Origin of the sequence: Bacillus sp. 3255 (assembly GCF_031456485.1) — a bacterium.
Lineage (GTDB): Bacteria > Bacillota > Bacilli > Paenibacillales > NBRC-103111 > Paenibacillus_E.
The window spans coordinates 119,750-141,687 of the sequence record NZ_JAVDUS010000016.1 but is presented as its reverse complement, the minus strand read 5'-3'; the positions used below and the strand labels follow the sequence as shown (position 1 = coordinate 141,687).

The 21,938-nt window shown below is 52.2% G+C and carries 24 protein-coding genes and 1 pseudogene; 15 read left to right on the top strand and 10 right to left on the bottom strand.

Going from position 1 to position 21,938, the window contains the following annotated elements:
- Window positions 1–85: 85 nt before the first annotated feature.
- A complete protein-coding gene (locus J2X61_RS23285; RefSeq protein ID WP_274472064.1) occupies window positions 86–895 on the bottom strand; it encodes an MBL fold metallo-hydrolase in 810 nt (269 codons plus the stop codon).
- 228 nt (window positions 896–1,123) lie between these two features.
- On the opposite strand from J2X61_RS23285, the gene J2X61_RS23280 reads away from it, so the two are divergent.
- The 4 genes and pseudogenes from J2X61_RS23280 to J2X61_RS36445 all read left to right on the top strand — a co-directional run bounded on the left by J2X61_RS23280 (window position 1,124) and on the right by J2X61_RS36445 (window position 5,813).
- Window positions 1,124–2,422, top strand: coding sequence for an NCS2 family permease (locus J2X61_RS23280; RefSeq protein ID WP_310190959.1), 1,299 nt, complete (start codon window positions 1,124–1,126; stop codon window positions 2,420–2,422).
- Between the two features lie 43 nt (window positions 2,423–2,465).
- Window positions 2,466–3,917, top strand: coding sequence for an amino acid permease (locus tag J2X61_RS23275; protein WP_379240798.1), 1,452 nt, complete (start codon window positions 2,466–2,468; stop codon window positions 3,915–3,917).
- 102 nt (window positions 3,918–4,019) lie between these two features.
- Window positions 4,020–4,868: pseudogene (locus J2X61_RS36450) on the top strand (MCP four helix bundle domain-containing protein); the annotation flags it as partial.
- Entirely contained in the window at window positions 4,863–5,813 is a 951-nt protein-coding gene (locus J2X61_RS36445; protein WP_396135484.1) for a methyl-accepting chemotaxis protein, read from the top strand. The pseudogene J2X61_RS36450 and the gene J2X61_RS36445, both read left to right, overlap by 6 nt.
- 43 nt (window positions 5,814–5,856) lie before the next feature.
- On the opposite strand, the gene J2X61_RS23265 is transcribed toward J2X61_RS36445, so the two are convergent.
- The gene (locus tag J2X61_RS23265; protein ID WP_310190954.1) at window positions 5,857–6,645 is read right to left on the bottom strand and encodes a hypothetical protein; all 789 of its coding nucleotides are present in this window, start codon (window positions 6,643–6,645) and stop codon (window positions 5,857–5,859) included.
- Window positions 6,646–6,871: 226 nt separating this feature from the next.
- Here J2X61_RS23265 and J2X61_RS23260 point away from each other — a divergent pair, with 226 nt between their 5' ends.
- Both J2X61_RS23260 and J2X61_RS23255 read left to right on the top strand, forming a co-directional pair.
- Window positions 6,872–7,630, top strand: coding sequence for a GTP pyrophosphokinase (locus tag J2X61_RS23260; protein ID WP_274472281.1), 759 nt, complete (start codon window positions 6,872–6,874; stop codon window positions 7,628–7,630).
- 96 nt (window positions 7,631–7,726) lie between these two features.
- The gene (locus J2X61_RS23255) at window positions 7,727–7,951 is read left to right on the top strand and encodes a DNA-binding protein (protein ID WP_274472068.1); all 225 of its coding nucleotides are present in this window, start codon (window positions 7,727–7,729) and stop codon (window positions 7,949–7,951) included.
- 44 nt (window positions 7,952–7,995) lie between these two features.
- Here the strand turns inward: J2X61_RS23255 and J2X61_RS23250 are convergent, their stop codons facing one another.
- The 5 genes from J2X61_RS23250 to J2X61_RS23230 all read right to left on the bottom strand — a co-directional run bounded on the left by J2X61_RS23250 (window position 7,996) and on the right by J2X61_RS23230 (window position 12,297).
- The gene (locus J2X61_RS23250) at window positions 7,996–8,940 is read right to left on the bottom strand and encodes a FecCD family ABC transporter permease (RefSeq protein ID WP_379240881.1); all 945 of its coding nucleotides are present in this window, start codon (window positions 8,938–8,940) and stop codon (window positions 7,996–7,998) included.
- Window positions 8,941–8,978: 38 nt separating this feature from the next.
- Window positions 8,979–9,992, bottom strand: a complete 1,014-nt coding sequence (locus J2X61_RS23245; RefSeq protein WP_310190952.1) for a FecCD family ABC transporter permease — start codon at window positions 9,990–9,992, stop codon at window positions 8,979–8,981.
- A gap of 4 nt (window positions 9,993–9,996) precedes the next feature.
- Complete coding sequence (locus J2X61_RS23240) at window positions 9,997–10,974, bottom strand: ABC transporter substrate-binding protein (protein ID WP_310190949.1); 978 nt, start codon at window positions 10,972–10,974, stop codon at window positions 9,997–9,999.
- A 110-nt stretch (window positions 10,975–11,084) separates the two neighbouring features.
- Window positions 11,085–11,882, bottom strand: coding sequence for an AraC family transcriptional regulator (locus J2X61_RS23235; protein ID WP_310190947.1), 798 nt, complete (start codon window positions 11,880–11,882; stop codon window positions 11,085–11,087).
- 136 nt (window positions 11,883–12,018) lie between these two features.
- Complete coding sequence (locus J2X61_RS23230; RefSeq protein WP_274472073.1) at window positions 12,019–12,297, bottom strand: hypothetical protein; 279 nt, start codon at window positions 12,295–12,297, stop codon at window positions 12,019–12,021.
- A gap of 58 nt (window positions 12,298–12,355) precedes the next feature.
- Here J2X61_RS23230 and J2X61_RS23225 point away from each other — a divergent pair, with 58 nt between their 5' ends.
- A complete protein-coding gene (locus J2X61_RS23225) occupies window positions 12,356–12,565 on the top strand; it encodes a hypothetical protein (protein WP_310190943.1) in 210 nt (69 codons plus the stop codon).
- Window positions 12,566–12,743: 178 nt separating this feature from the next.
- Here the strand turns inward: J2X61_RS23225 and J2X61_RS23220 are convergent, their stop codons facing one another.
- Window positions 12,744–12,869, bottom strand: coding sequence for a hypothetical protein (locus tag J2X61_RS23220; protein ID WP_310190941.1), 126 nt, complete (start codon window positions 12,867–12,869; stop codon window positions 12,744–12,746).
- A gap of 297 nt (window positions 12,870–13,166) precedes the next feature.
- Between J2X61_RS23220 and J2X61_RS23215 the strand changes: the two genes are divergently transcribed.
- The 4 genes from J2X61_RS23215 (at window position 13,167) to lepB (ending at window position 15,964) form a co-directional block, all read left to right on the top strand.
- Window positions 13,167–13,673 carry a hypothetical protein gene (locus tag J2X61_RS23215; RefSeq protein WP_310190939.1) on the top strand — a complete coding sequence of 169 codons (507 nt, stop codon included), beginning with the start codon at window positions 13,167–13,169 and terminating at the stop codon, window positions 13,671–13,673.
- 61 nt (window positions 13,674–13,734) lie between these two features.
- Entirely contained in the window at window positions 13,735–14,505 is a 771-nt protein-coding gene (locus tag J2X61_RS23210; protein WP_274472076.1) for a hypothetical protein, read from the top strand.
- A 69-nt stretch (window positions 14,506–14,574) separates the two neighbouring features.
- Window positions 14,575–15,312, top strand: coding sequence for a hypothetical protein (locus J2X61_RS23205; RefSeq protein ID WP_310190935.1), 738 nt, complete (start codon window positions 14,575–14,577; stop codon window positions 15,310–15,312).
- Between the two features lie 88 nt (window positions 15,313–15,400).
- Window positions 15,401–15,964, top strand: coding sequence for a signal peptidase I (gene lepB / locus J2X61_RS23200; RefSeq protein ID WP_274472078.1), 564 nt, complete (start codon window positions 15,401–15,403; stop codon window positions 15,962–15,964).
- Window positions 15,965–16,014: 50 nt separating this feature from the next.
- Here the strand turns inward: lepB and J2X61_RS23195 are convergent, their stop codons facing one another.
- The gene (locus J2X61_RS23195; protein ID WP_310191043.1) at window positions 16,015–16,650 is read right to left on the bottom strand and encodes a response regulator; all 636 of its coding nucleotides are present in this window, start codon (window positions 16,648–16,650) and stop codon (window positions 16,015–16,017) included.
- Window positions 16,651–16,812: 162 nt separating this feature from the next.
- Between J2X61_RS23195 and J2X61_RS23190 the strand changes: the two genes are divergently transcribed.
- From J2X61_RS23190 to pdaA, 4 genes are all read left to right on the top strand, one after another.
- Entirely contained in the window at window positions 16,813–18,366 is a 1,554-nt protein-coding gene (locus J2X61_RS23190) for a sensor histidine kinase (protein ID WP_310190932.1), read from the top strand.
- A complete protein-coding gene (locus tag J2X61_RS23185) occupies window positions 18,359–18,787 on the top strand; it encodes a response regulator (RefSeq protein WP_274472080.1) in 429 nt (142 codons plus the stop codon). The genes J2X61_RS23190 and J2X61_RS23185 overlap by 8 nt, the downstream gene beginning before the upstream one ends.
- Entirely contained in the window at window positions 18,784–19,905 is a 1,122-nt protein-coding gene (locus tag J2X61_RS23180; RefSeq protein ID WP_274472081.1) for an HD-GYP domain-containing protein, read from the top strand. The genes J2X61_RS23185 and J2X61_RS23180 overlap by 4 nt, the downstream gene beginning before the upstream one ends.
- A 159-nt stretch (window positions 19,906–20,064) precedes the next feature.
- Window positions 20,065–20,805 (top strand): delta-lactam-biosynthetic de-N-acetylase, encoded by a 741-nt coding sequence (gene pdaA / locus J2X61_RS23175; protein WP_310191040.1) that lies wholly within the window; start codon window positions 20,065–20,067, stop codon window positions 20,803–20,805.
- Window positions 20,806–20,867: 62 nt separating this feature from the next.
- Here pdaA and J2X61_RS23170 read toward each other — a convergent pair whose 3' ends face one another.
- Window positions 20,868–21,785, bottom strand: a complete 918-nt coding sequence (locus tag J2X61_RS23170; RefSeq protein ID WP_310190926.1) for a peptidyl-prolyl cis-trans isomerase — start codon at window positions 21,783–21,785, stop codon at window positions 20,868–20,870.
- Window positions 21,786–21,938 lie beyond the last annotated feature (153 nt).

Sequence of the window (21,938 nt, the reverse complement as noted above, 5' to 3'; positions counted from 1 at the left end):
TTGCAGACACCATCCTCCTCCACACACGCACACGCATTCGCCCTTCGCATCCGCCCGCACATGGCCCCGAACTCGCAATTATCGCTTATAGCTCCACAACCAGACCGTCATAAGCCACTTCAATGCCATGAGGCTGGAAAATAGCAACCAAGTCCTCATGCAGCAAGCCTGCATTATGCGAGAAGTGAGTGACGATGACCTGCGCCCCGGGTTTTAAGACGCCATGCGTCTCCATCCACTGCTTCGTCTCGACAACCGCATCCACATTCATATGATTGTTCCGGTGAGCGCTGCGCCCTGTCGTGCATTCGAGGATGACGAGATCGAACTGCCTATCTTGCAGCCAAGCCCAAGTCTCATCCGGAAACCAGCCGCTGTCGTTACCGTACAGAATGGATTTGCCGTTCTTCTCAATCGCATACAGCAGGCACGTTTCTAGCGGGTCATGATCCGCCAGCAGAGGAACGATCGTAGCCGTCTGCGTTTGTACGGGCTGGAACGGAAGCACCCGGTGGAACCTATAGTGATGATCGAGCCCGTTAAGTGCCTGGAAGCATAACCGGAAGGGAACGTCATGGCCGTAAACATGCATGATGCCGTCGCCTGCCTGGGCATAACCCCGTGCGCGAATGGCCATATCTTCGGCATACAAATGGTCGGAGTGCGAGTGGGTGATGAGCAGATCCTTGACACTGTTCATATCGAGCCCGTATTGAAACGAATGAAACAAGGTATCCGGCGGGAAATCCACCTTCAGATCGTGATCGATCATGACCGAAGTGCGGGAGCGAATATTTTTTCCTCCGCGTTCGCGTGCTTGCTTGCAGGTCAAACATTGGCAGAAGAGGGACGGAATTCCCTCGAATGCTGCCGTTCCAAGAATGTGGACCTTCATCGACGAGCCTCCTGCATAGTTTTTATTTTCAGCCTGTGGTGAAACTATTCCCTTGGAATTATGTTGTTTTGTTGCATATGTAATGTTGTATCATGATCAATTCTTGTTGTTTATTGACAATTGTATCCCCGCACGACGATACTGTCAACGCAGAAAAATGATTACTAAGGTTCCAAACAAAGGGAAGAATACAACTAATAAATCCCTTTTATTTGGAGGTCATCTGCAATGAACACACTTTTCAAATTGAAGGAAAGAGGCACAACCGCGGCGACGGAGCTTATGGCGGGGGTCACCACATTTTTGACGATGGTCTACATTGTCATTGTGAATCCGGGGATTCTGAGTAAAGCGGGGATGGATTTCCACGGCGTTTTCATTGCAACGGTGCTTGCCAGCATTGTGGCCACACTGATCATGGGGCTCTTCGCGAACTATCCGATTGTAATTGCGCCAGGTATGGGCCTGAATGCATACTTCGCTTTTAGCGTTGTGGGAGGAAGCGGGATCAGCTGGCAGGTTGCTCTTGGCGCCGTATTCGTAGCAGGCGTCTTATTCATATTGCTATCTCTGACGACGTTCCGCTATATGCTGCTGGATGCGATTCCGACAAGCTTGAAGCACGCCATAACAGCCGGTATCGGTTTATTCATCACATTCATCGGGCTGCAAAATGCCAAAATTATCGTTGCTTCTCCGTCAACGCTAATCACCTTGGGCAATCTGAGAGATCCTATGACAGCCTTAACGATCGTTGGTCTTATCACATCGCTGATTCTGATGGCGTATGAGGTGAGGGGCTTCCTGTTCATCGGAATGCTCATTACCGCCGTGCTGGCTTGGATGATGGGGCTGCTGGCGATGCCCGAGGCGTTCGTTGCCGTGCCGACGGGACTGTCGGCTACTGCATTTCAGCTGAATATCTATGGCGTGTTCTCCGAGGGGTTATATGCCGTTATTTTTACTTTCTTATTGATCACCCTCTTTGATACGACAGGCACGATGCTTGGGGTTGCGGGGCAAGCGGGGCTGCTCAAGGACAATAAGTTCCCCCGTTCCCGAGGCGCCCTTCTGGCTGACGCTATCGGCACAACGACGGGAGCCGTTCTAGGGACAAGCCCTACCTCCGCCTATATCGAATCATCTTCCGGCGTTGCCGTAGGCGGAAGAACCGGTCTCACGGCTGTAACGGTTTGTGTGCTGCTGGCATTCACGCTGCTGTTCTCGCCGGTTATTGCGGTTCTCGCCAGTATTCCCGCGATAACAGCCCCTGCGCTGATCATCGTCGGATTCCTGATGATGAATGTGCTGCGGCAGATTGAGTGGTGGGATCTCGAGGAAGCTTTCCCGGCTTTTCTGATCGTCGTGCTGATGCCGTTAACTTATAGTATCGCGACAGGGATCGGCATCGGGTTTATTGTCTATCCGGTGCTGAAGCTGCTGCGCGGGAAACGAAGCGATGTGCATCCGATTTTTTTATTGTTTGCCGTTTTGTTTTTCATTCAAATTGTGTTTTTCAGCCATTGAAGGTTGAATGCGGAACTCGAAATATTCGGAGAGGAAGCGGTTGATGCAAATGCAGAAGGAAGATGACAAAAGACAGCTCGTCCGAGGTTTGAAAGCACGGCATATGACGATGATCTCGCTGGGCGGATCGATCGGGACAGGTTTGTTTCTGGCCAGCGGGGGTGCCATTCAATCCGCAGGCCCGGGCGGCGCGCTTCTTGCCTATGCGGCGATAGGGTTTATGGTTTATTTTCTGATGACTTCCCTCGGTGAAATGGCCGCCTACATGCCGGTGGCGGGGTCTTTCAGTACTTATGCTGGCCGGTTCGTCGATCCTGCACTTGGTTTCGCCCTGGGGTGGAATTATTGGTTTAACTGGGCCATTACGATCGCTGCGGAAATTTCTGCGGCCAGCATCATCGTGAGCTATTGGCTGCCGGATACATCTCCATTGCTCTGGAGCGCGTTATTCCTCGGCGTTATGGTGCTTATTAACTATTTGTCCGTGAGAGCGTACGGGGAATCCGAGTTCTGGTTTTCATCGATTAAGGTCATTACCGTCATTGTCTTTATCGCGGTCGGTGTCCTGATGATCATTGGCATCATCGGCAGCCAGCGAGTCGGACTCGGTCATTTCAATGAAGGCGGCACGCCGTTTCACGGCGGCTTCATGGGACTGCTGGGCGTCTTCATGGCGGCCGGTTTCTCCTTTCAGGGAACGGAGCTGATCGGGATTACGGCGGGAGAGAGCGAGGATGCGGCCAAAAATGTGCCGAAAGCCGTAAAGCAAATATTTTGGCGTATTCTGCTGTTTTACGTGCTCGCCATCTTCGTCATCGGCTGTCTCATCTCCTATCAAGACCCTGCCTTGTTACAAGCCGACATCAATCACATTACCGTCAGTCCCTTCACCATTGTGTTCGAGAAAGCGGGCTTTGCCTTTGCAGCTTCCGTCATGAATGCCATCATACTGACTTCGGTGCTGTCGGCCGGCAGTTCGGGAATGTATGCCTCAACGCGTATGCTGTGGTCCTTGGCCGAAGAGGGGAAAGCTCCGGGCTGGCTCAAGTATTTGAATAAGCGCGGGGTTCCCCTTGCTTCGCTAGCGGTGACAGCGGCTATCGGGATGCTTGCATTCTTCGCCTCCCTCTTCGGGTCAGGTGTTGTGTATACGTGGCTGCTCAACGCCTCCGGGATGTGCGGCTTTCTCGCGTGGCTTGGCATATCGATCAGCCATTACCGCTTTCGCCGGGCCTTTCTTGCCCAAGGACGTTCTTTGGAGCAATTGCCCTACCGCGCAAGATGGTTTCCTTTCGGGCCGATCGTCGCTTTCGTCATATGTTTGTTCGTCATCGTAGGGCAGAGCATGACCGCTTTCCAGAACGGGCAAGTGGATTGGTACGGACTGCTGGCTGCTTACATTGGTCTTCCTTTATTCCTGATCGTATATGTGCTGTATAAATGGAAGCATAGGACGAGCTTAATCCCTCTTGGGGCGTGCCGGTTTGAAGATTAGGCGTTTCTGTGTCTGTTAGCCGGCAAATAGGACGAAAATTAACACGTGGTTAATACTTTCTATCATTTTCTGCTAACATCTTACCGATAAGATTAGCTGGGGATGGCCCGAAGCCAAGCGGGCTCTTCTAGACTAATACGACTTCGGAGGATATACATGCACTCGTCAGCCAAATTACTTCAAAGATTGACAAAAAGACGAATGAAATTAAGTCTTAAACAAAAATTAATCGGATCCTTCGCAATGCTCCTTCTATTCATGGGCATTCTTAGCTTGAGTGATATGTCACGAATGAGCAATATGAAGCATGATATAACGGAAATGGTCCAGCGGTGGATGAAAGGAACTCAAGCCATTGAGGACTTCAGTTACTGGACGGAGCATTTTGCCAAAGATTTGATGGGCGTGCATAACCTCAAGGATCCTTCGGAGAAATTGCAGCTTGCGCTTGATATCGACGCGACGATCATTAAAGGCGACAAGTCGCTTGAAGTGTATAAGGGGACGGCGGGAGGCGAAGAAGATGCGAAAAACTTCGCCATGCTTCAAGAGCGATGGGATTCGCTGAAGAAGAACTATGTAAAATATAAACGGGCTGCAACCGGCGAAGAAGCGGCTGCCATATACGAGGACCTCACGCAAAATTATAACGATGTGCAAAGTATTTGCCGCCTCATGGTAGTGTTCAATCAGAAGGGGGCGGAGAGCAGCGTACAAGAGAACGACGCCTTATATCGCAGCAGCATCTTGAGCACGATTATTTTCTTGAGCTGCGCGGTGCTGCTGTCCGCATTCATCGTCTGGGTCATTGTGCGCAATATTACACGTCCGGTCATTGCCGCTTCCCAAGCGCTTGACCGCATGGCTGCCTGCGACTTGACCGTAGAGCCGCTAACATTCAAAAACAACGATGAGATCGGCGTACTCATTCAGGCTGTTAATGGCATGACGCTTCAAATGCGCGAAGCGATGGGCCGCTTGCAGGAGTCTTCCAGCAGCGTTGCGTCTTCCTCGGAACAGCTGTACGCCAGCTCGGAGCAGAACAGCGAGGCTTCCCAGCATGTAGCCGGAGAAATTCAAACGATTGCCTCCGAGGCCGAATCGCAGCGCTTGAACGCGCTGGAGTGTGCCAAAGCAATGGACGGAATCGCGGTGGGTGCGCAGCGGATTGCGGAAACGACGTCCGATGTATCCCATCTGTCGATGCAAGCGTCGGAGCAGGCCAGACAAGGACAGCTGGATGTGCATCAGGTAACGAAGACGATGAACGCTCTAAGCGCTGCTGTGGCGCAAGCGAACGAGACGATTCTTCAACTGGCGGAACACTCCCGTAATATCGGCCAAGTGTCTCAAATGATCGGCGAGATTGCGAGTCAAACGAATCTGCTGGCACTGAATGCGGCAATTGAAGCGGCGCGCGCCGGAGAGAGCGGCAGAGGCTTCGCCGTCGTAGCCGGCGAGGTGCGCAAGCTGGCTTCGCAAACGGAGCAGTCCGTTGGCGCTATCTCGCAGGTCGTGTCGAATATTCAGAAGGATACGCAGGTGGCCGTACAGGCGATGGACGCTGGATTAACAGAGGTGGAGAAAGGGCTGCAGTATGCCACACAGACGGAGAGCAGCTTCGGCGCAATCGTTCAATCGGCGGAGGAGGTAACCGCGAAGATTCAAGAGACGGCGGCGGCTGCGCAGCAAATGGCGGCAAGCTCCCAGCAGGCGGCGGCGACGGTGACGAATATGGAGGACGTTTCGAGGCGTACGTCCGAATTGGCGCAGAACGTGGCCGGTTCGACCCAACAGCAGCTGGCCTCCTCGCAAGAAGTGACGTCTTCTTCGCAAATGCTGGCAAGCATTGCCCAGGATTTGCAGGACTTTATTAATACGTACAAAATGAACTGAATGATAGAAGAGAGGCACCTTAACGGGTGTCTTTTCTAATTCGTTACTGTTGAATGTCAGCCAGCTTGTCGCTGACGGTAGTCTCCAGCTTATAGATTCGCTGTTTTTCTTCGTTGATCTGACGCAGGATGGTGACCATGGCGGAGAGTGAGCTTTGGACACCGTTCGCGTCCGCTCTTTTGGCGTTTTGCTTGAAAGCACTCCAGTGAGGCGATAAGCCTCGGCGGATTGTTGTCAGGGCACTTTGCTTAGCTTTGATCTGCGTGTTGATGGGGGTAACCTCTTGTATATGGCCTCGCAGCTTTATGGATGCTTGGGATGCTGCTTCTTTCGCGGTTTGATAAGTCTTCTCCTTCGCACGAATGTCTGCGCGAGCGAGCTGAACAGGGATTTTCAAGGCGGTGGCTTGCATTTTGAGCAAAGTATTCAAGCCTTTGCTTTTCAGCAGCCTGGCCGCTTCGACCTGCTTATTGATTGCAGTATAACGGGATATTAGCGGTTTGTACCGCTCCTTTATTTGCATAACCTCCTGCTCCAATTGCTCCAACCGTGCCTCGTCAATATGCTTGGTTCGCTTGCTTAACACGTTATATACTTCTTTGTTCTGATTGTGCTGTGTCAAAATCTTAGCGTTCCATTCCTGCTCTACTTTCTGAAGCGCGGACAGCTCCTGCTGCAAGGCTTGGATGCGGCTGGCTTGGGATGGCGTGGCTGTGGCCATCGTTCTCTCAAGGAGCTTAGCCGTGACTTCCATCGGAGCTGCGGCGGAAGCTTCTGCCGTGAAGGCATAAGCAAGGGTAAGAGCGATGAGCAGCGAAGCGACATGTCTCAAATGAGTTCCTCCTTTATTGGGCGGAAGCACCAAAAAAGCACCTGCAAGAAAGGCGTGAGCCTTATCTTACGGGTGCTTCCAGTAAGCTTCCAATATTTACAATTATTATACCGGGGGAATCTCTCCGTTGTCAATGCGAACGCCAAATTTGCTCCTTGGGCCTCGCGTGCTTTACACTAATGATGACAGGTAAAATAACCGCAACCCAAAGGATGGAACTGCTATGATGAATCAACTTTCCATGCACGACTTGAAACGATTTAAGAATGAGATCACGCGCTTTATGATGACCTACAAATTCGCACTGGACGCGATGGAAACCCGTATAGAAATTCTTGTGCAGGAATTCGAAATGCTGCATGAATATAACCCGATCGAGCATACCAAATCCCGTTTGAAATCGCCGGAGAGCATCTTCCAGAAGCTGATCCGGAAAGGCGGAGACATGTCCTTCGAAGGGATCAGGGAAAGCGTGAAGGATATCGCCGGTATGAGGATCACATGCTCGTTCCTCTCCGATATTTATGTCATCTCCAATATGCTCAAAAAGCAAGGCGATCTGAAAGTGCTCGGGGAGAAGGACTATATTAAGCACCCGAAACCGAACGGCTATCAGAGCCTGCACCTGCTTATCGAAGTGCCTGTACATATGTCGGACAGGGAGGAAAGTGTATGCATCGAGGTCCAGATTCGGACGATTGCGATGGATTTCTGGGCTAGTCTTGAGCATAAAATTTTCTACAAATTCAACGAGGGTAACCAAGCAGTGCCGGCACGCCTTCTGGAGGAGCTCAAACAAGCGGCCGTTGCCGCCAGTAGTCTGGATCGGCAGATGGAGCGTCTGCATGCGGAAATTGCAGAGATTAAGGAGGAGCAAACCGCAGACGCGGTTGCCAGCGATAAGCTTAACCGAATTGTTATCAACAACCAGCAGTTTGCGCTTCCGCAGGCCTTGCTAGGTCTTCTGAACGAAGATGATGTCTGATCGGAATCGTAACTATAATTGCCTCCATTTGCCTCATAATTCTTATCCCTTCTGTGCTATAATGGAAAGATTGGAACAGAAGGGTGAGGCTGCGACATGCAAGAATTTCAAGATTGGAATCAAAAAGTAAAAGCAACTTTCAATGCGACAAGCAATGAAGTTGTCTTGACGGTGATGGAAGCGGGAACGGCCTTAGGATTAACGAAAGATCAGATGAAGCAATATGTCGACAAAAATAATCTAACCAAAGTGCCGATAATGAGAAGTGTTCATCGGTACTTGCTGCTGAAAAGCGAGATCGATGAGATTGTTGGGAAATGATTATAGAAAGAGACACGTCCTTGTCAGGAACGTGTCTCTTTTATTTACTTGCCGCTGCGCAGACGCTCTCTGCGCAGCAGATATATGAAATACGGCGCGCCGATGACAGCCGTCATGATCCCCACGGGCACTTCGCGCGGCAGGATCACGAGGCGGCCGAGCAAGTCGCCCAGCAGCATCAGATCCGCGCCGACGACGGCCGCCAGCGGGATCAGCCACTGATGCCGCGCACCGGCAAGGCTGCGGGCGATATGCGGCGCGATCAAGCCGACGAAGCCGATCGCGCCGACAGCCGACACGGAGATGCCGGCCAGCGCAACGGCGAGGAGCAGCAGCAAGAAGCGCTGCTTCACGAGGCCAAGCCCCAGCGAGGCGGAGATATCGTCGCCAAGCTGGAACACGTTCAGCTTGGCGTAGCTCGCCCACACGACGGGCAGCAGCACGCCGATCCACGGCAGCAGCGTGAATACGTCGTGCCAGCTGCGGCTCCACAGGCTGCCGGCCAGCCAAAGCAGCGCCATGTTAATGTCGCTGGGGTGCCTTACAATCAGATACTGTGTGCCGGCTTGGAACACAGTTCCTATCGCGACGCCAACGAGCGCCAACGAGGCGGGAGACATCGTCAGGCGGCGGCTTAACAGGAGGAGCAGCAGGAACGCCGCCAGCGCGCCGGCGAAAGCGGCGATCGGCAGGACGTACCCCGGCGATCTGGGGAACAGGAAGATCACGGACGCCGCTACGAAGCCGGCCCCTTTCGTAATGCCCACCACATCCGGGCTGGCCAGCGGGTTCCTGACCAAGCCCTGCAGAATGACGCCGCCGACCGCCAAGCCGAAGCCGGCCAGCATCGCCACCAGAACGCGCGGCAGGCGCACCTGATGGACGATGAAATAGGAGGGGCTTGCGGTATCCGCAAGCCCGGCCCAAACTTCGGCAAGCGGTACGCGCACGGCGCCCACATGGACATACAGGACGGCCAGCAGGATCATGATCACGATGGCTGTAAGCAGGGAGAGCGCAGGTTTGTTCACTTGGCACCTCCTTGCTTTCTAGCCAAATAGATGAAATATGGCGCACCGAGCGCAGCGGTGACGATCCCGACCGGCGATTCGAACGGAAATGCGATGAAGCGGCTGAGAAAGTCCGCATACACGAGCAGAATGCCGCCGAGCAGCGCGGTGAACGGGCCGAGAATATGCAGGTTCGGTCCTACCAGTGCGCGGGCGATGTGCGGCACCAGCAAACAGACGAAGCCGATCGGACCGCATAAGGCGACGGCGGAACCGGCAAGCGCGAGGACGAGCGCGATGCTAATGGCGCGCACGACACTCACGCGCTGGCCCAAGCCTGCTGCAATGTCGTCATCGAGCAGCAGCAGCTTGAACGCCGGGATCATGAGGCTGAACAAGGCCATCCCGCCGATGAAGAAGGGGGCGATGATCCGTACATCGCTCCAACCCGCCTGGTTCAGTGACCCGACCAGCCAGAAGATCATGCTGTCCGTGGCATGCTGATTCATAATAATGAAGCCTTCCGTTAAGGAAGACATGAGGAAATGAATCGTGATGCCTGCCAGCGCCAGGCGCACATACTGCTGGCGCCCTGCGCCCGCAAGCGACCAGATGAGCAGCGCGCTGAGCGCGGCTCCTCCGAACGCGAAGCCGATAAGTCCGAAGTTGCCGAGCTGCGGCAGCGCAACAAGCCCGATCACGACGGCGAGCGCGGCTCCGGCGTTAATTCCGAATATATGCGGCGAAGCCAGCGGATTCTTGGTTGTCATCTGGGTCAGCATCCCGGCCAGAGCCAGCTGCATGCCTACGAGGCATGCCATGATAGCGCGCGGCAGACGCAGCGTTTGGATGTAGAGATGCGTTTTATCGCTGCCCCGGTAAGTGACCGCTTCGAATAAAGTGCGCCAAGTTACCGGAGCCTGCCCCCACTTCAGGCAGCAGACGACGCCGATGAGCATGACGAGCACAGCGGCACAAAATAGGAAGAGCAGAGGCCATTTCCGGCTCTGCTTCTCAGTTATAGGATTCATCGGACTATTGCCCCAGGTTTTTCACGATATCCTCTAGGATTTTCTCCGAACCGAGGAACCCGCGGGATAAAGACCAGTCGCGGCGCTCTACCGTGAACACTTTCTTATTTGCGACAGCGTCGATTTTCTGCCAGAGCGGGTTCGTCTCCCACTGCTGAACGATCGTCTCTTTCTCCGTCGGCATCAGGAAAAGCACCTGCGGATTCGCTTCAACCAGCTGCTCCAGCGTGATTTGCGGGTAGGCGGCTGCGTTCTTCACAGGATCGGTATAGCCGAGCATGGCCAAATAGGAACCGCTGTATGCGTGATCCGAATGAGCGAAGAAACCTTTCGGATTCACAACAGCCGGAAGTACGCGGAGGTTCGTGGAACCGAGCTTTTTCTTCAAAGTCTCGACTTTATTTTGATGCTCGGCCAGACGCTTCTTGCCTTCTTCTTCTTTGCCTACGGCTTTGGCGATAATGCCTACGTTCTTCAGCATTTGATTATAGTCCGCTTGGAAATCGTCCAGCACGAGTACAGGGGCAATCCCTTTCAGCTGAGGAATGGCATTCTTGTGTTTATTCATGTCGGCGATGATCAAATCGGGCTTCAGCGAAGCGATCAGCTCAATGTTCGGTTCATAGCGCGACCCGACGGACTTATAGGAAGCCAGCTGGCTCTTCACGGAGTCCATCAGAAGATCCGGGCTGTTGTCGTCGGCAACGCCTACTGGCTGTACGCCTAATGTGACCAGGATGTCGGTGAAGCCGAATTCCATGGCGACGATGCGTTCCGGTTTTTTAGGCAGCTCCAATGTGCCGGCAGCGTCCTGAACGGTAATCTTGCCATCCGTCTGTGCGGCAGGCTTCTGTGTGGCTGCGGCAGGCGCGGTTGTCGCTGCAGCAGATTCCGTATTCGTTGATTTAGCGCAAGCTGCAAGGCTTAGCGCGAATACCGCTACCAGTGCGATCAGGCTAAAGCGTGAAAAAAAGTGCTTCATTTGTTCTATTCCCCCGTGACAATGATTATTATTCTCATTTGAAATGATACTCCCAAAACGAAAGAAGGGACATGTCTGATATGCAGAATCGACATGTCCCTGAGTTAGATTTAATTGCGACCGGCGAGAAATTCGGATGGCGTGGTACCGGTTTTTTTCTTGAATACTTTGCTGAAGTGGAAATAATCGACGAAACCGACGCGTCCGGCGACTTCCTTGGCGAGCATATCGGTTTGCAGGAACATTTGCTTCGCTTTCTCGATGCGCAGAGTGTACAAGTAGTTCATCATCGTCATCCCGGTCCGTTTCTTGAAAAGCACGGTGAAATAACCGACACTCATGCCCGCTCGCCTGGCTAACATCGGCAGTGTAAGCTCCAGCATGTAGTGCTCGTTCATATAGGAAAGAATCTCTTCAACGGCTTCCAGGGAGGACTTCTTGTCCTGAGTCAAATGAGATTCATATAAATAAATGAAAAGAATGCGCTCCAGCATCATACGCTTACGAAATGTATGAGCGGCCTCTTTCTCCGCCGTTAGCGGGTGGAGGTCTTGCGTCGTACGCAGCAGCTCGTCGAGCATATATAATATTTTGATCTCACTCACCGTTGTGAGAGGGCCGTGCAAGGACCAGTTATGGTTCTCGGGAAACATGCTGTACGTCATGACGACGTATTCGGCTGGTTTCGTTCTTGGAACGTGGATATGATAAGGCCCATGGTCGGGATGACAAGCATACCCTTGCGAGCATATGTAAGATTCCTCATCGCGCTGATGTATGGTAATATGGCCACGGCGAACGATAATCAGGCGGTAGGTGCCGGCCGGGCACTCCAACGAGAGAGAGGCGGAGCTCGTTTCGATCTCTTGGATGAGAGGGACGATAGGAATGAGTTGTTGAAAATTCATCGTGAAGGATCCTTTCCATCCGGAGTCAGCTTATCTATTGATAGTGACATAGAACGGCTTTCGCAACAAGGAAAAAAACATGGAAAACGCTGCAAAAGAGCCAAGCGGTTTATGCGCTTGGCTCTTTTGTTTCATTCTATAAGGCGTAGACGCTACGCATAATAATTTCCGGCAGCTCGGCATGGTGAGCTTGGTACTGCTCAGGCGTAATGCTGCCGCTGAAGAGCCGCTCCTGGAGCTGCTCGGTCAGCTCTGCGAGCTGGAGATCGATCACTTTCTGGACATCGACATGATTGGCTTGAGCGATATCAGCCAGTGATCGCCCATTATATTGGGCGTTATAAATTTCGTCCTCGGATACTAGTCCGAGCAGATGCAGCAGGTCGTTTTGGGAGGATATGAAATTTTGGCTCATACTGGATAACCACCATAAGATGAAAATTATGCACGGGCAGTCCGTTCGGACTGACGGCATGGCCCCTAAGGTCTTGTTTCATTATATGCAAGAGTTCGCCGATTGGTATGGGGACTTATCTTATTACACCAAATGTGCGGAGATGAAACAGAGTGGTGTCTGCCAGCCGAGGAGACGGCCTGCCGGGTCGCATCAAGCCTGCAGGCGGAACCGGCTAACGGACACAGCGGTCCTTATTCACCGGATCTGGGCCGCCTTGCCTGTCTAACGGACACCACAGCCGCTATTTGCTCATTTCGGCGAGTTCTTCGCCTCACAATCGGCAAATAAGCGCACTGGTGTCCGTTAGATCAGCGGCGAGGCCGTACTCGCCGAAATAACGGCCGTGCAGTCCGTTAGCCGGCTCTCTCCCTGGCGGGGCGCGGCGCTTGGTGGCGGCAGCTCCGCTAGGAGACGGCCTGCCGGGTCGCATCAAGCCTGCAGGCGGCATCGGCGGGTCCGGCGGCACCGGCTAACGGATACAGCGGTCCTAATTCACCGGATCTGGGCCGCCTTGCCTGTCTAACGGACACCACAGCCGCTATTTGCCCATTTCGGCGAGTTTTTCGCCTCACATTCGGCAAATAAGCGCACTGATGTCCGTTAGATCAGCGGCGAGGCCGCGTTCGCTGAAATAACGGCCGTGCAGTCCGGTAGCCAGCCCTCTCCCGACGGGGCGCGGCGCCACTGGCGGCTGCTCCGCGGAGGAGCACGGCTGCGGTCACTTTTCGACAAGTTCTGGTACGAAAGTATACCTTCTTCCTTATCCGATCGTAGCAGAAATAAATTACTCTTGCGTATGAAGTCACAAAACGGATGGCGGGATACAATTGGTTTGTAAGCAAGAGCTGAACAAGAAGGAGGCAAGCAGCACGATGATCCGTTTGAAACGAAAAGTGATAACTGTTTCATTGAGCCTCTCGACTTTCCTCGTCATGGGTACGGCCTATGCGTACTCCGATGCAGGCATACCGCTGCAGAATTGGTACAAAGCTAGCTTTCAACAGGGGAAGAATGAAGTGAACACCAATGCCTTGCTTGGTTTGAACGAAGCGGACCATAGCCTGAGAACAGCGGCGAATGCGACGGTCTTCACGGCCAAGGCCAGCCTCAAGCAAGTGCAGGTTGACACGATCGGCCAATCTACGGAACGCATTGACGCGGTCAATCGACAATATGCGAGCCAAATTGATGCCGTTGCGTCTGAGATTGCGGAAACGGAAGCGCCCGATCGCTTCAATCAGTATGTCAGTACCGCAAACGGCGAGATTGAAAGTGAGATCGATCAATATGCCGTGGACGTGCTCCGGGAATTATCGGAAAAGCTGGGTAAGTAGTCAGTCATTGTGAGTTATGGGTCACCAAATACAAAACTAATTTAAGGGAGATTGATGAACGATGAAAGCATTGAAAAGTAAATTGGCAATTGGTGTTATCACAACAGGTTTGGTAGCAGGTATGGGGACGGCATTCGCTGCGACAGACGCTGGCGGACAACTGCAAAGCTGGTACAACAGCGCAACGAAGGTAACGAAAGCACTCGTAGCCGGCGACGTTGCAAGCTTCGTAGCTTCGAACAAAGATAAATTGGTTGAAGACTACAACACAATCAACAAAACGGCTGTGAACGATGTGAAAACAGCGGGTACGACTGAAACGACTCGTGCTAACACAGGCATTAACAACCAACTGAGCAGCTACAGCAACCAACTCGATACAACAAAAGGTGCTATTGCTGGAGCAATGCCGGCTGAGTACGACAAAGTTGTAAGTGATGCAAACAAAATCAACAACACGGCTGTGGAAGTTTTAGGCGCTCTTGGTAAGCTCGATATTGCTAAAGATGTTAACAACCAAGGGAAATCCTCGCTGAAAAGCGTAGATACAGATGTAACTGCAACTAAATCCGCTGCAGCTACTGCATTGACAAGCAAAATTGAAGCGACAAAAGCAGATTTGAATAAATTGCTTGCTGATGAAAGAACGGCCGCTTCCCAAGAAATCAAAGATAACTTGACTGCCAAAATCACAGCTAAGCTAGCCGAGCTTCAGAAGCTTGCTGATGAACTGGAAGCAACTAACGTGAAAGCAATTACGGACAAAGGCGCTTCCATTGAGACTGCAAGCAAAGCAGAATTGGAAACAATCGTTCTTAACGGCTTGAAATAATTCTACTAAGCGGACGGGCCCCGGTTACGGGGCCTTACGCTTACTTTAAGAAGAGGGAGGAATCGCAAGATGAAGAAATCGGATAGACGGAGCAGCTTGAAACCGAAGCGGATCGTCGCAGCTGGAATTGTTTCTTTAACGGTCGTCCTGTCGGCTTCCGCCGGAGTATCCTATGCGGATATCGATGTAGCCGGCGTTATGGCTTCGTGGTTTAACAAGAAGACGGAGCAGGTCATCCAAGGATTGGATGCATCCATGGAGTCGGAGACTGATGCACAGAAAGAACTCTTGAAGAAAGAATTGCAGCTTCGACTTGAAGCATCCACGCGAAGCCTCGAATCCTTCACGGATGAACAGAAACGGCTTCATCTGCAGGCTCTGGGACAATACGCCCAAAGCTTGCTGGCTAGCACGGACATTAAGACCGAACAGGATCGTGCACAAATTATGAATAAGCTGCAGACGATTCTTGACAGCGCCAAGGATGCCATGGACACACTGGCGGATAGCTATGTGCCGCCTGCAATGGTATTCGCACCGGCAGCACCGGTCATCATTGCCCCGCCAAGCGTGCCTGCACAGCCCGCACCTGGCATTCCGTCGCCGGCAGCACCAGCGCCAGCGAATCCGCAGCCTGCGGCACCGGCACCAGCAACACCAGCAGGGTCAGCACCAGCAGCACCGGCAACACCAGCAGCACCGGTTCCTGCGGGACCCGCGCCCGGCTTGCCCGCAGCGCCTGAAGCGAATCCGGCTCCGCCTGCGGCACATCAGCCGACAGTGAGCGATGATGTGTACGGACGTTAGTCTGCGGCTGGCGTTCATACAGTTACAAGCAGTTACAAGCAGCAGGACATGTAGTAGCAGTTAAGAGCGATGAAGGTGGGAATTCGTAATGACGGAAGAAGTTGTGGAACCTAGAAAGCAGCCTGTGAATAAACAAAAGAGCGAATTCTGGGGTTGGGTACGGTTCATATTGCTGCTTGGATTGGCCTATATATTGATCAATAATATGATCGGACTGACCCGGGTTTCCGGAAATTCCATGAATCCCACTTTGCAGAACGGCAACATTTTGCTCATGAATAAGCTTTCTTTATTTTTCTCGAAGCCGGAGTACGGCGACGTGGTGGTCATTAAGGATGACCGGATGGGCGGCATCAGCATCATCAAACGCGTCATCGCCGTAGAAGGCGATAGCGTATTCATCCGTGACGGCGTGATCTATGTGAACCAAACGCCGCTGCCTGAGCTGTATACGGCGGGGAAATCCGAGGACATGGACGTGGTTAACGTACCAAGCGGCCATCTGTTCGTCGTCGGCGATAACCGCAATTTGGGGGAAAGCAAGGACAGCAGAGATCCGGCGCTAGGTCCCGTTCATATTCGTGATGTTAAGGGCTACGCCTTGTTTTCTTTGTTCCCGATGCATAAGATCGCGGAACCGCTCGACCTCTAAAGTGAGAAAGATCCGGCGGGTATTCCCGGCGGATCTTTCGTGTATGATGGCTATCGCTGCATTTCGAATTGGACAAGTCCTTTGGATAAGGCGTACAGAGCGGCCTGTGTCCGGTCGGCCAGCTCCAGCTTGGCCAGCACCTGACTGACATGCTTCTTCACGGTGAACTCTGTGATGTAGAGGGCGTTCGCAATCTCCTTGTTGGAGCGCCCCCTTCCGAGCGACATGAGCACTTCCAGCTCTTTGGGCGTCAACTCGGACAGATCGGCTTCCTCCTTGCCGGACTTGTCACCCATCATGGAGCCCATCAACACGGGATCGTAATACTTCCGGCCGCGCGCGACGGCTTCAACCGCATATAGCAGATCTTCAGGGAATGCTTCTTTCAGGCAAACGCCTTCAATCTGCATGGATTGTGCAAGCTGAAGCTCACTGCGTGTAATCGATGAAGTGAGTATCATATATTTGCAAGCATGACCTCTCTTACGAGCCTCTTGGATGAAGTCCAAACCGTTACCGTTCCCCAAATTTAAGTCTACGAGCACAAGGTCCGGGCATGTCTGACCAAGCAGCCGTAGAGCCTCCTGTGCATTCGCCGCTTCCCCGACAACGTGCATCGATTGTCCCGATGAAATAACCGTACTGATGCCTTTGCGGACAAGGGGATGGTCATCAAGAATGAACATATTAATCAAATGAGTTCCCTCCAAATGGTTAGGATCTATGATATACTGAAATAGGTACAATTACCTAGTACTATATGCCTATGTTTACTTGGCTTGCTTCATTGTATAACAAAAAACGACGAAAAACCATTAAGAATTCATAAAGTTTAGGAGCAGTTCAACATGTTTTTACTTAACAGAACGAGCTTGTACGTTTTTTTTGGATGCAGATGGGTGCTGCTATTAATGGGACTGTTAATTTATACGAAATCAGGGAGTGTGACGCCAGGTCTGCTGCTATCCGCGGTTCTTGTCCAAACGCTATACAGCCTATTGTTCTTGAACAGGAGCCGGCCGATCACGGCCGCCGCAGCTTCCGCAGGAGATATGGTCTTCGGCTCGTATTTGCTCTGGTTGACGGGCGGGCTGTCATCGCCATTCATGATTTATTGCTTTACGGGACTTCTGATGGTGAAACGGTTCTCCTCATGGCGTAAGTTTTACGGGATTTCTCTCAGTTACGCGCTTCTGCTTCCGGTTATTTTTGCTTTGGCCGGGGAGGGGCCGGCGTATAAGTATATGCTGAATCATTTTGATTACAGCTTTTTCGTATTAGCCTTCTTCTGTGCTCTCAGCCTTGTGCAATATCTGTTTAACGATCTGCGCAAACAGATGCGCAAGCTGGTGCTCATTTATTCGTCGCGTTTGGCGGACAGGCAGCCGCATATGCAGGGAACGATTCCTTGCATGGAAGGGTTGCTGAAACAGATCCTGGATGATCGCGAAGTGATTCTGTGCGTGGCAAACGAAGGCCGCTACGAGAACAAAGTGCAGAGTTGGAAGCATACGTATTTCACCAATTATTTGATGCAGAACAGGCCGCAAAGACAGAAGCTGTACACCAAGCTGCCGTCTCCGACAGGGGAAGCGGCGTCCTTCTATATCCTGACTTTGCTCGATCGCACGAGAGAGTCTTATGGGTGGCTGATGGTGAAGAGCGAGAAGAATGAGCTGTCCGTGCTGCACAAAATCTACATCCAATTCCTGCTGATGAAGCTGGAAGCCATTCATTTCAACGACCAGCAGCTGCTGGACGCGGAGGAAACGGCGATCGCCATCGAGCGGAATACCATTGCCCAGAATATTCATGACGGCATCACACAGGAGCTCTTCTTCATATCGATTCAGCTGTTTCAGCTGAAGAACGCGATCCCTGCACATGCGCGCGACGAAGTGCTTCCCTATGTGTCGGACATTGAGAAGAAGGTGAAAGAGAGCCATCGGGATATCCGGCAATTCATCACCGAGCTCAAGAACGAGAAGCGCAAATTCAATCTGCATCACGCCATCGACAAGCTGCTGCAGCGAATTACGGAGCACACGGACGTGAAGCCGGTTTTCGAGAATGTCGGTTGGGTGGCACAGGAGCAGCTCGATATTGAAGAGGCGATCTACCATTTGGTGGAGGAAGCCGCGAACAATGTCATGAAGCATGCCTGCGCGAAGCAGCTGTACGTGAAAATTGAGGTTACCAGCGTGCAGTGGACGATTACGGTCAAGGATGACGGGATCGGGATGCGGAATGCCGAAGTTCATGGGCAAGGACGCTTCGGGCTTGGCGGTATGGAAAGCCGCATTCGAGCCTTGAACGGGGCGATTTCCTTCCAATCCGAAGTAGGCGCTGGGACGACGGTGAAGGCTTATATTCCGCGAGAGAGGAGTATCGCTTATGTATAAAGTAGTCATAGCAGACGACCGTTCGATTGTTCGGGCGGGATTACATATATTGCTGGACAGCTGCGGGGCTTATGCGGTTATGGGCGAAGCGGCTAGCGGTACCGAAGCAATTGAGCAGACGCTGGCGCTAGCGCCGGATCTGTTGCTGACCGATTTGAAAATGCCCGGCACCTCGATCATTGAGGGAGCCAAGACGCTCAAGGATACTTACCCTCATATGAAAATTATTATATTAACTGCATTCGATGAGAGCGAGGATATTTACCGCGCTTTTAAGGCCGGAGTGGACGGCTATTTAATGAAAGACACGAGTCCGGAGGTTATTCTCGCCGCCATCGACGACGTGATGAAGGGCGCCTCCTGCTTTCAGCCCAAAGATTCCGGAGAGCATTCTGATTTCAAAAGGAGTTCGTTCCAATGAACTTACAACGCATCGCAAGCTTGCCCATTCACCAATTGCTTATCCTGATTATCGGCAGTATGGCTTCGATCTGTGCGTTGAGCGGAATCGGCTATTGGCTGGTTGTCCACAATTCGGAGTCGTACCTCTATATGGCGACTTCCTTAACGGTTTCTTTGTTTGCATGGGGAATCTACGGCATTCAAAGCGCGATCCCTCCAGATAATGCATATACGAAGCTGCTGTCTCCCGTCATTATTTTTGTGGTTGTGGTCGTTACTACATTGTACAATCCGCTTTCGTTGCAGCATATGTGGATTGCGCTAGCCTTTTACCCGATTTTGCTTAGTTTGCTGGTAAATTTCAAAATGTATGTATATGGCTGCGCGATATTTCTGCTATACTTCGTCTTTTATTATGCATTCGGGCCATCGAATGTCGCCATGGGGGACGAATCCCCCGTGATTGTAGCGACGACCAAAGCCGTCTATACATTGGGAAGTATTATTTTGGGCGGAGTCATCCTCGCAGCACTCGACCAGCATCGAAAGCGCGTTGAGGCGCAAGCCTTCCAGCGGCAGAAACAGCAGGTCATTAACCTTCTGCAATGTTTCATCCCCGTCGGAGAACGGAAAACCCAGACTTCACGCAAAGAGATCGGTGAAATGAGCGCTCTGCTCAAGTCGCTGGTTCAAGCTTACGATAGCGGAATGACCGTGCAGAATTGGGAAATTGATCTGTTGTCGCTGCTGCATTTTATCAGCCGGGTGAAGCTGCCCGATTATATGTTCGAGAAGGAAGGGAAGCTCTCCGAATTCGAGTTCGAGGTGGTGCAGGAGCACTGCTATATGGCGAAGGAGCTGTGTGAGGGCATCCCTGACTTTGCCGAGGTGGAGAACGCTTTCTTGTACCATCATGAGAAAGTGGACGGCACCGGCTACCCTTATCGGTTGGCGGGTGATCAGATTCCGCTGCTATCGCAGATGCTCGGACTGGTCGAAGTTTTCTTGGCGTTGACGACGCCGCGTTCCTATCGACCGGCTATGTCGCAGCGCGAAGCCTATGCCGAAATTCAGAAGTTGGCGGGACAATCCTTCCGCACCGACTTGGTCGAGGCATTCGGGAAAGTAATCGATTGACCTGCCCGGCAAGCTCCATCCAATATTACCCTGCTCATGATACGCCTACTCCGGCCTGCTCTGTGGCATATTAGTAACAGCTTATGGATCAAACCACAGAAGGCAAGGAGTGAATCTGTAACCGTGAACTACATCCGTATCCTTACAGTCGTGCTGGTGATGCTGTTCGGACAGGCTGCGCTCGTCCATGCAACCGCTGATGGAACGTATCATTTCGGTTTCAAAAAGAGCACCAACGGAGGACGCCCGTCCATTGATGAGGAAGGTTTCAAAAGCCTGCTGAAACAGCATGGGGCCATCTTCACGGGCGATATGTCGGTCAAAGAGTTGTATCTAACGTTCGACAACGGGTATGAGCAGGGATACACCGGCAAGATTCTAGATGTGCTGAAGGAAAAGCAAGTGCCGGCCATCTTCTTCGTAACCGGTCATTACATCAAAACCGAGCCCGAGCTGCTGAAGCGCATGGCGTCCGAAGGGCACTTGATCGGCAACCATTCTTGGAGCCATCCGGATATGAGTCAAATTTCAGCGGAGCGCATCCAGAAAGAGCTGAATCAGGTCAAAGAAGAAGTGGCGACCGTTACCGGGCAGAAAGAGATGCGCTATCTGCGTACGCCGCGGGGCATCTTCAACGGCAGGTCGTTAGCCGTAAGCGAGCAGCTGGGCTATACGAACGTATTCTGGTCCGTCGCGTACCGCGATTGGGAGCCGAAGCAGCAGAAGGGCTGGCAGTATGCGTATAAAAACGTGATGGCGCAGCTGCATCCCGGCGCTGTGATTCTGCTGCACTCCGTGTCGAAGGACAACACGGAGGCGCTTGGCAAAATCATTGACGATGCCCGCAGTCAGGGGTATCAGTTTAAAAGTCTCGACGAGATGAAAGCTCGGACACCTTAATAAGATCTCAAGAAAGAAGCCCTTAGCCTTCCAATTCGGAAGAGCCAAGGGCTTCTCTATTTTTAGGCTTTGCTCAAATAATTCTCAACCGTCGATTGCGACTTTTTCTCTTGCAGCCATGTCGTGGAGAGCGATGCCAGCTTCTGCGTTGTGATCGCAGATTTGATTTCTTCCTTCTTCTCGTCCAGCGTCGGCGTGGCGGCCGCTTTGCGGTCCGTTACTTTAATGATGTCGTAGCCCGAGCTAGTCTGAACGGCGCCGCTCGTTTCACCTGCTTTCAAAGCGAAAGCCGCGGTATCGAACGCTTCATCCATGGTGCCGCTGGCGATATAGCCGAGAGAACCGCCGTTATCTTTGGTCGCCGTATCCGTAGACTTGGATTTGGCGAGCGCAGCGAAGTCCGAACCGTTCTTCAGCTCTGCCAGAATCGCATCCGCTTCCTCTTTGGTTGCAACGGTAATGTGAGACGCCTGAATTTGCTCCGGTGTTTTCAGCGTTTCGAGATTTTCATCATAATATTTCTTAATCTCATCATCGGTGATCGTTACTTGCGGTTTTAAAATCTTCTTCAAAAGCACCTGCGACTTCATGCTCTTCTTCAAATCGTCGATCGTCATGCCGTATGACGTGAGAGCTTGCTGAAACTCAGCTTCGGAACCGTAGGAGCCTTGAACGGAGGCGATCTCCTTCTCGATGTCCTCATCCGTCACTTGGATGCCGGCCTTCTGGCCTTCTTGGTTAATCAGCTCCTCGGAGATTAACGAATCGAGCGTTTGCTCGCCGCCGCTGGTCAACATGGCTTGATACAGCTGGTCAGACGAGATGCTGACGCCATTCACTTTGGCGACAGGGTCGGTGGCAGCTGCTTGACCGTTGTGTTTGACAGGCGGATAAATAGCGATATAAGTAATAAGACCGAGCAGCAGGACAGCGGAGACCCATTGCCAGGTGCGATTCGATTTTTTTTGATGTGCGGTCATGTTGTTTGCTCCCTTCGTTGTAAGCCCCTTCGGACATGAGGCTATTATCGCAGGGAAAGCTGAAGCTTACATGAAGTCTAACTGAATGTTTGATGAATACGCAGGCGGGTTGTGGAAGAACGGGAAAGTCCAGACAACGGAGCACGCAGTTGC